Raw genomic sequence first — 8,452 nt, 5'->3', positions numbered from 1 at the left:
GGTCCGATTCTGTTTAACTAACATTCAGCGAGGAAGGACGCATCGCTGAATGAAGTTTCACTTTATCTGCAAAGGGGGCAATTGTTGTGCGAAGTCCATATGAAAAATACATACGCATAGAATTGCTGGCCCTGGCACTAGCTGTCATTATTGGACTGATCGCAATCGTGCAGGGATATGTGATCATTATTTTGCTTTGTGTGTACCTGCTCGCATTCAGCATGTTTTGCGAAGGTTTTCTTCACCTCAACACAAATAAACCTATTGATGGCATCAAACAATTTGTGAAAGCAGGAATGCTGATGGTTTTGGCCACTATTCTCTTTTTCCTGATGTAGCTTTACTGTACATATTTAATGACAGCATATCCCAGCAGCACCCAGCCGATTAAAAAGGCTACACCGCCAAAGGGCGTAATCATGGCAAATGTTTTAATGCCACTGATGGAATAAATATAAAGGCTTCCGGAAAACAGCACTATCCCAACCAAAAACAGCCAGCCTGCCCAGATCATTCCTCCGCTTTGCATTTTCGCCAGCAGAAGTCCGGTAACAAGCAGAGCCACTGTGTGAAACATTTGGTAATTGACTGCTTTCTCCCAAGTCCCTAATGCTTTTTCTGACAGTCTTTCTTCAAGCCCGTGTGCCCCGAATGCTCCGAGGGCAACTGCCAGAAAGCCATTAGCCGCCCCGAGAATCAGAAATAATTTCATATTGATGCTCCTCTCGCTTCATCCCACTCATTAAAAATCAAATATGGAATCGCCGTTTGCTTCATCATGGTCGAGCGTTCTGCGTAACGGTTTCGACGTACGTTCAGCAGCTTTTTCACCCATCATTGCTTTCATCTCTGCTCCTGTCATATCATGTTCGGAATCCGTTCCAGAAGCAGATTGCTCTTCCAATAATAATTCACAAAGAAGCTGGATATTGGCAATATGTTTCTTCATAGCCACACCACTTGCACTAGCAGACATTTGCTGTGCCTCTGCTAGTTCCCGCTTCATTTTTTGCAGAATCGTATCGGTTGCAACTGCCATATTGACCACTCCTTTTGCTTACAGGCCTTTCACTGCTTCACTTAAAATCCGACTTCCCAGCATCAGGCCTTTGAAAAATACTTCATAACCAGTATAACACGTCCTGTTTCCTGCCCATACAAAAAGCCTTGGCAACACACCCAAGACTTTTTGATTATTTTATCAATATTGACTTACATTTACTCTTCGTTTTTCTTCCTCTGTATAGCGTTCATAAACCCATTGCAGAAAGGCAAGCTCATTGTCTTGAAGCTCCCTGCCAAGCTGCTCTTCCACACTTTCTTGTACTTGCAAAAAGCTCTCCATAATGCTGCAATCCCCCTACAATGACAAAATCCTTATTTAATTCCAACTTAATTATACTGATATTTTCCTGAAGAATCAATACCGAATTTTCAATTTACAAAATATACTGATAACCGACAACTTTCGGCAAAATCTTTCAATGTTCTTGCCGCTCCTGCTCATACAGCTGTGTTTCCAATTCTGATATACGAGCACGCAGTTCGTTGATATCTTCTTTGGTCGCCAATCCAAGATCTTTTGCCATCTGCTGGGTCTGTTCAAATTGTTTCGTATGCCATTCGTCTGTTTTCATTTCACCTTTATCCATAAATTTATGCATAACTGTTTTTGCCTGCTCCTGCGTCAATTCATTTTTTTCAACCATCTCCTGCAGCTTTTTTTCTAATTTTTCCTTTCCGGTAACAGCAGCACCAAGCCCTAAAAGAAATCCCTTTTTTAAAAAATCACTCATGATAACACTCCTTTTTTATTGAATGAACCGGTAATGCTTGAATAAAACAACCAGGAAGCTAAGCAGCAGCAAGCCCGTTATAGTTCCGCCAACTGTATAAAAGTCACGTATATAAACGAAAATTCCAATGTTGACAAGCAGTATAATGAATAGGGCACTTTCCACGAGCAAATAAAACTGATGCATCTGTTTAATCTGCCGTTGTTCCTTCTCCCATTGCCTATCTTTTTCCCCGTTCTCCAACCAACTTAACATGGCCCGAGGAAAGGACAGGAAAGGTTTTGCTGCTTCTTTGGCCAGTTCTGCATATACCGAATCAGTCAGCTTTTTACCACCAAACCACTGCTTCACTTTAGGTTTTACCCATTTTTCAAGATCCATATCAGGATAAATGTGGATGAGTATCCCCAAAATGATGGAGATTGCTCTGCCAAGATACGCATAGTCTGCTGATAATTGGATTGGCTGCTCTTTTACGAAAATCCGAATGTCTTCTTTAAGCTGATCCATTAATTGGGCATCCATTTGCTGAAATGCACCATTCTCATATAGATCAATGGTTTCCTGAATCATGGCTTTCAATTTTTTCCTATTGGCATTCGGCAGGATAAAGTTCATCTCATCCAATGTCTGCAGGACTGTATCATAATCATCCATAATCATTCCCTGAAATAGCCGCCTGAAATATTGTGTGTCTTTTTTCCGGATGTCACTGACCATCCCAAAGTCGATAATGCTGATGGTTCCATCTTCCTGAACCAGGATATTGCCTGCATGCGGATCTGCATGAAAGTAGCCTTGATTCAAAAACTGGTCGAAATAAAAATCAAACAGTGTCTTTGCAAGTTCTCCGGGTTCAATATTGTGCTGCTGTATAAAATCAAAATCAGTGATTTTCGCACCATCCACCCATTCCATGACAAGCACTTTTTTGGTGCAAAGCCTGTCATAATATGCTGGAATATAAACAGCCTGATTGTCTTTGTAGCGATTTTTAAAGTATTTGCCATAAATACGTTCCTGCTCAAAGTCAAGCTCCTTATCCATCACATCGATCAGTTCCTGGTACAGCCCATGTAAATCTGCTTTTTTTCCGAATGATGTAAAGATTGATATAATCCGAAAAACAATTTTTAAGGCAATAAAATCCATATGAAAAATATCTTCAATACGGTAGCGCTGTACCTTAATCGCAACAGGGGAACCATCCTTTAATATCCCGCGGTAAACCTCACCGATTGAAGCGGAAGCAACCGAAGACTTGTCCATTGTCCTTAGATAAGTATGTACAGAAGTCCCCCACTCCTCTTCAAGCAGGTTTGTCGCATAATCGAATGTCATGGGTGGTACCTGATCAACCAACCTGGACAGCTCTTTAATGAAAACATCCGGCATAAAATCGGTCCGCGTACTTAGAAATTGCCCTGCCTTAATCATGACACCGCCCATTTCAGCTGCTTTCGTCCGATATTCTTTTGCCTGACCGGCGACTAATATGTTCCATTTTTCTCTCGTACGATGATCCCAAATAGAATGTCTAATGTGAAAAAAGTAAATTTGTACGATAAATTTAATGGTCATCCATATGATCATGGTGCACCGATAAATACTGTTATATTTCAGAGAACCGCCCAATCCCAACACCCCACCAGCCTGTTCCCGTTTTTTGACTGTTTTAAACACATACACCGTACATTATGGTATATTCACAGGTATTTTTTAATATGATTGAAATATATTGAAAGCCTTTTAAAATTTCATCTAGTCAGCATACATGACTTCCTATATAATTATATAATAAGGAAAGGGGAATTTTGTGAGGGGGGAAATGATGGAAAAGAAATCATATAACATAAGCGATCATTTGAGATTTATTATCCCGTCGGTAATTGGGATATTCCTGTTTATGACACCGGTCAGCACTGGGGAAGGCATGACAATCCCGATTGCTGTTTTAGCTGATTGGATCCAGGAAGTATTAGCCGGTCAACTTTCAGCCATCATGATGATAATCATTGTCCTGACAGCTGTTCTGACGGTTATAGCCAGAATAAAAGGTTCAGATGCTTTTGCCAAAACACCTTTCTTTCAGGAGCTGTTTTATAAAAGCACTTTTTGGACAGTCACCCGGGTTGTGGCAGCTGTATTTGCCGTGATGGTATTTTTCCGGCTGGGGCCTGAAGCCATTCACAGTGCCGATACCGGTCAGTTGCTTTTAGGGGACTTATTGCATGTCCTGTTTGCCGTCTTCTTATTCGCCGGATTGTTTTTGCCATTATTAATGAATTACGGTTTGCTGGACTTGTTCGGTACCTTAATGACAAAAATTATGCGGCCATTATTTAAGCTTCCAGGCCGTTCATCAATTGATTCTCTTGCATCATGGATCGGTGACGGAACGATTGGGGTTCTGATGACGAGCAAGCAATATGAGGAAGGCTATTACACGAAGCGTGAGGCTGCTGTGATTGGCACGACGTTCTCTGTGGTTTCGATTACGTTCACGCTCGTTGTCATCAGCGAAGTCGGCCTTGGCCATATGTTTGTTCCATTTTATTTAACGGTCATTTTAGCAGGATTTATTGCAGCACTCATTATGCCGCGGATTCCGCCACTGTCACGAAAACCTGACACATATGTAACGGAAGGAGCAAGCGGAATTAAAGAAGAGATTCCCGAGGGCTATAACAGTTTTACATTTGGCTATAAGAAGGCGCTGGACAGATCAGGGAAGGAGACAAGTGTTTATAAATTTTTTAAAGAAGGCGGCCAGAATATCCTCGATATGTGGATGGGTGTTGCGCCGATTGTCATGGCATTCGGCTTGGTTGCTCTGATGATTGCGGAATATACACCGCTCTTCAGCTGGCTTGGGCTTCCGTTTATTCCGCTTTTAGAATTGATGCAAGTGCCATATGCACAGGCAGCATCTGAGACAATGCTGATTGGTTTTGCGGATATGTTCCTTCCTGCTATCATTGGCGCAACGATAGAGGCAGAAATAACAAGATTTATTATTGGAGCCTTATCTGTGACCCAATTAATTTATATGTCAGAAGTCGGCGGACTGCTGCTCGGTTCCAAAGTTCCAGTTTCATTTAAGGATCTGTTTTTTATATTTCTGATACGGACCATCATAACATTGCCGATCATCACGCTGATTGCGCATATTATATTTTAGGAACCACAAGCGGCCAGATGTGCAGGTGCGAAACGGACGATTTTTAGCAAAACTCATCGCCACCCTCGTCCCCAGCGCGTGCTAAACTTTCTTAACATGTCATACCATAAAAACACCCCAGCCATCACAAAATGGCGAGGGGTGTTTTTGTCGTACTATAAGGGGGTTATCTATAATACGGACTTAACGGAATGTTTGTTTCATAACGTTCGCTATTTTTTCAGTTTTTAATGACGTATTTTTAGGTATTTCTTCATCTGCTTCTTCATGCTCGGAAGCTTTTTCAACCAAATCTTTATGATACCCAAGCTGCTCAGCTATTTGCTGCATAAATTCATAGAAGCTGTAACGTTTATCCGGTCCCGCATGATAGACACCTGTCACATTATTTTGCACAAATTCCGTCACGACATTTGCCAGATCATCGATATGAACAAATGTCCTGATCAAATCATCCCGATAAGCTACAGTGCTCCCTGAACGCAGCTGATATTTTAATTGATCGGTTCGTTCATCCAATTTACCGATTTTATTTTTACCATAGATCGGACCTGCCCGCAAAATAACATAATTAGACAATTCCTTAGAAATGAAATATTCTGCCTTGACTTTGGCATTCGCATATGTGCTTAACTTATGATCCTCAGGCAATTTGGACATTGGAGCGTCTTCATCATATGGCCCATTTCCTTCAGTGAAAACAAAATCCGACGAAACATACACCAGTTTGGTTTGTGGTGTGATATGGGTAATTAAATGTGTCAGCCCTTCATGAATCAGCTCATCTTCATAAGGTCCGTTCATGACCGACCAGACCACAACATCCGGCTGTGTCTGTTTATAAAACGCCGAAAATGACTCTGGCTGGTTTATATCCAATTTATCCAAGTCATTGAACACTGCCGGATTTTCCAGGTACGTTCCAACCACATCTGCATCCGGTGTCTCTTTCAGCAATTGGTAAACCGATGCACCTACATATCCATTTGCTCCGAATACACACACCTTCATTGTCTCACCTTCCCCTGCAAAAAATTTGCCATTTATCACGCTGCAACCATCCGTATGTCCCACGTCCCCGAAACAAGACGTGTGAAACAAATCAGGTCGGTTGGGGTAACAGACGCAAACACTCCGATTGTTCAGACCTGTACGATACGGGTGCAAAGACTTGCAGCAGGATATTTGCCTGAATTTGCTGCCTTGCACGTTTGGTCCTGTATCATCGCAAAAGAGCTGTATGAAACAACTTCTTCGCTCTTATGCAGATTAATCACAGGCACAGTCCAAGGAAAGCTGCGACAGCGATGCATCGCACGAGGAAAAGTGCTTTCCTTATTCGAGGACGTCTGCGTTTTAGCCTTTATTCCTTTTCATATGCGGGAAACTCGTCCTGCTTCCTTTAGGCACTGGCGTTTTCCCGTTTCCGGCCATGACGTTGATGATATTTGTTTTTTAAAATGGACATTTTTCCTTCGACAACTGGCTGCCAGATGCCCTTAACCGGCCTGCTCGACAGAACAAGCACGATCAGCGCTGACATGACAGCAAGCCCAAGTAGGTCTATAGCACTATTAATGACAAATAAATCTGACTCCCGGAAAAATTGGACGAAAAATCCATGCAGTAAATAAACATAAAGTGTTCTTGTTCCCAAAACAGTTAACCGGCTGCGTTTTTGGGGCATCCAGGCTAATACGCTGGCCGCCATAAGTGCAGATGTTACATAAACAAGCAACCTTGCTATAATGCCATATTCCGGCAATCCTAAACTGCTGTATGATTTAGATGCCAAGAGCCAACCCGTGTTAAAGTCAGGCGCAAAGTAAATTGCCACCGCGACAGCAGTCATTACGACAACAGCCGCTGCCCGGAGCTGGATCCGCTTCAGCCACATTACCTGTGTTTTTGTCAGCCAGTAACCCATCAGGAAGAATGGGAAAAAGACAAATGTACGCGATAGACTGAACGTATGACCGATTTCACCAAAGTAACCGACAATCAGTCCTATTCCAATTGAAATGGACAGCCCCATTGCAGGCGGCACCTTTTTGAACAATACCAGCAAAATGTGCCAGCTAAACAGACTGAATAAAAACCATAACGACCAGTGCGGATAAAACATCTCCGCCTGCCAGCCGTCTTTGCCAATCAGAAAATAATAACCTGTATAAATAACCTGGAAAATCAAGTATGGCACCAATAATTTATGAGCTAATTTCGCTATATATTTTATATTCCCTGATCCCTTTGCAAAAAAACCTGCCAGCAGAATGAATGCTGGCATGTGGAACGTATAAATCCAGAGATAAAGTGTATTGACGCCAGCGGATTCATCTACGAATGGCTGAATCACATGGCCAAACACGACAAGGAAAATCGATATTAATTTGGCATTATCAAAATACGCATTCCTCTCCACATTCTTCATCCCTTTACGTTTAAATCATACTCATTTCACTGCTACTATACCCCTTTTGAAACGGAAATACGACAGGTAACCGAAAATTTCATCAGGTTGTTATTAAATCGTAAATGGAGTGAAAAAAATGATATGTTTCTGCCACTTTATTGGTTATTGTCAAAGCGTTGCATACCATGAATGGTGTGGTCATTTGGCCACTTTTTTCTTTTCCTTAGATGACGTATTCGTATTAGCTGTTTTCCGTTTGGTTTTCGGCTTTTTGTCTTTTTGTGCTCGATCAAGAGATTCCTGAAGGGCATCCATCAGGTTGGTAACATTATCCGGCTTAGGCTTTTCCTCAGCCGTCGTCACCTCATCACCATTTTTCTTCTGCTCAATCAGTTCCATTAAGGCTGTCCGGTATTCATCTTTATACTTTTCCGGATCGAATTCAGCTGATAACTGATCGATCAGCATTTTCGCTGTTTCCAGTTCTTTTTCCTCTGTATTATTTTCTTCCGGAACGTTCGGAACATCTTTGACATCCCGCACTTCATCGGGATAATGGATGGTTTCCACAACAAGGGTATTCTGATAAATCCGGATGACTGCCAACTGTTCTTTTGAGCGGATCATCATTTTCGCTATACCGATTTTTCCGGTATCTTCTAGTGCCGAGCGGAGAAGCCCATATGATTTTGCCCCGCCTTCATTTGGTGAGAGATAATAACTTTTCTCAAAATAAATCGGATCAATCTCGTCCAAATTGACAAAATCCATAATTTCCACAGCTTTATCCGCCTGTTCTTTCTTTAAATTTTCCAGTTCCTCGTCATCGAGCACAACAAATTTATTTTTGGCATATTCGTAAGCTTTGACGATCTCATCATTGTCAACTTCACGATCACATTTCGGACATACTTTCTGATATTTGACCGGCGTTTGACATTCCTTATGGAGATTCCGCAATTTTACATCTTTGTTTTCCGTTGCGGCATGCATTTTCACCGGAATATTCACAAGTCCGAAGCTGATCGTTCCTTTCCACATTGTATGCATGAGAAAAGCCTC

At 41.9% G+C, this 8,452-nt stretch carries 10 protein-coding genes; 2 read left to right on the top strand and 8 right to left on the bottom strand.

The features are described 5' to 3' along the window. Positions 1-86 precede the first annotated feature (86 nt). Positions 87-338, top strand: coding sequence for a hypothetical protein (locus tag BM195_RS07015; protein WP_090235709.1), 252 nt, complete (start codon positions 87-89; stop codon positions 336-338). Positions 339-340: 2 nt separating this feature from the next. On the opposite strand, the gene BM195_RS07010 is transcribed toward BM195_RS07015, so the two are convergent. From BM195_RS07010 to BM195_RS06995, 5 genes are all read right to left on the bottom strand, one after another. Beyond that, positions 341-712: a DUF423 domain-containing protein gene (locus tag BM195_RS07010; protein ID WP_090235707.1), complete on the bottom strand. Its 372-nt coding sequence runs from the start codon at positions 710-712 to the stop codon at positions 341-343. A gap of 30 nt (positions 713-742) precedes the next feature. Continuing rightward, positions 743-1,039, bottom strand: coding sequence for a DUF5327 family protein (locus BM195_RS07005; protein WP_090235702.1), 297 nt, complete (start codon positions 1,037-1,039; stop codon positions 743-745). Between the two features lie 162 nt (positions 1,040-1,201). After that, positions 1,202-1,345, bottom strand: coding sequence for a hypothetical protein (locus BM195_RS18280; protein ID WP_170848178.1), 144 nt, complete (start codon positions 1,343-1,345; stop codon positions 1,202-1,204). A 136-nt stretch (positions 1,346-1,481) separates the two neighbouring features. Next, complete coding sequence (locus BM195_RS07000) at positions 1,482-1,796, bottom strand: phasin family protein (RefSeq protein ID WP_090235699.1); 315 nt, start codon at positions 1,794-1,796, stop codon at positions 1,482-1,484. A 15-nt stretch (positions 1,797-1,811) separates the two neighbouring features. Continuing rightward, positions 1,812-3,440: an ABC1 kinase family protein gene (locus tag BM195_RS06995; RefSeq protein WP_425283898.1), complete on the bottom strand. Its 1,629-nt coding sequence runs from the start codon at positions 3,438-3,440 to the stop codon at positions 1,812-1,814. Positions 3,441-3,627: 187 nt separating this feature from the next. Here BM195_RS06995 and BM195_RS06990 point away from each other — a divergent pair, with 187 nt between their 5' ends. Continuing rightward, complete coding sequence (locus BM195_RS06990; protein WP_090235693.1) at positions 3,628-4,977, top strand: YjiH family protein; 1,350 nt, start codon at positions 3,628-3,630, stop codon at positions 4,975-4,977. Positions 4,978-5,160: 183 nt separating this feature from the next. On the opposite strand, the gene BM195_RS06985 is transcribed toward BM195_RS06990, so the two are convergent. The 3 genes from BM195_RS06985 to ku all read right to left on the bottom strand — a co-directional run bounded on the left by BM195_RS06985 (position 5,161) and on the right by ku (position 8,440). Further along, positions 5,161-6,027, bottom strand: coding sequence for a sugar nucleotide-binding protein (locus tag BM195_RS06985; RefSeq protein ID WP_244535689.1), 867 nt, complete (start codon positions 6,025-6,027; stop codon positions 5,161-5,163). A gap of 352 nt (positions 6,028-6,379) precedes the next feature. Beyond that, entirely contained in the window at positions 6,380-7,399 is a 1,020-nt protein-coding gene (locus BM195_RS06980; protein ID WP_090235690.1) for an acyltransferase family protein, read from the bottom strand. 189 nt (positions 7,400-7,588) lie between these two features. Then, entirely contained in the window at positions 7,589-8,440 is an 852-nt protein-coding gene (gene ku, locus BM195_RS06975) for a non-homologous end joining protein Ku (protein WP_090235687.1), read from the bottom strand. Between the last annotated feature and the right edge of the window lie 12 nt (positions 8,441-8,452).

Source organism: Lentibacillus halodurans (genome assembly GCF_900112045.1).
Lineage (GTDB): Bacteria > Bacillota > Bacilli > Bacillales > Amphibacillaceae > Lentibacillus > Lentibacillus halodurans.
The sequence above is the reverse complement of the archived record's forward strand: the minus strand, read 5'-3'. Positions and strand labels throughout refer to the sequence as shown.

Coding starts and splice junctions, on each gene's coding strand:
- BM195_RS07000 (WP_090235699.1), bottom strand. CDS start 1,796: ATGAGTGATTTTTTAAAAAAGGGATTTCTTTTAGGGCTTGGTGCTGCT.
- BM195_RS07010 (WP_090235707.1), bottom strand. CDS start 712: ATGAAATTATTTCTGATTCTCGGGGCGGCTAATGGCTTTCTGGCAGTT.
- BM195_RS18280 (WP_170848178.1), bottom strand. CDS start 1,345: ATGGAGAGCTTTTTGCAAGTACAAGAAAGTGTGGAAGAGCAGCTTGGC.
- ku (WP_090235687.1), bottom strand. CDS start 8,440: ATGCATACAATGTGGAAAGGAACGATCAGCTTCGGACTTGTGAATATT.
- BM195_RS06990 (WP_090235693.1), top strand. CDS start 3,628: ATGGAAAAGAAATCATATAACATAAGCGATCATTTGAGATTTATTATC.
- BM195_RS07005 (WP_090235702.1), bottom strand. CDS start 1,039: ATGGCAGTTGCAACCGATACGATTCTGCAAAAAATGAAGCGGGAACTA.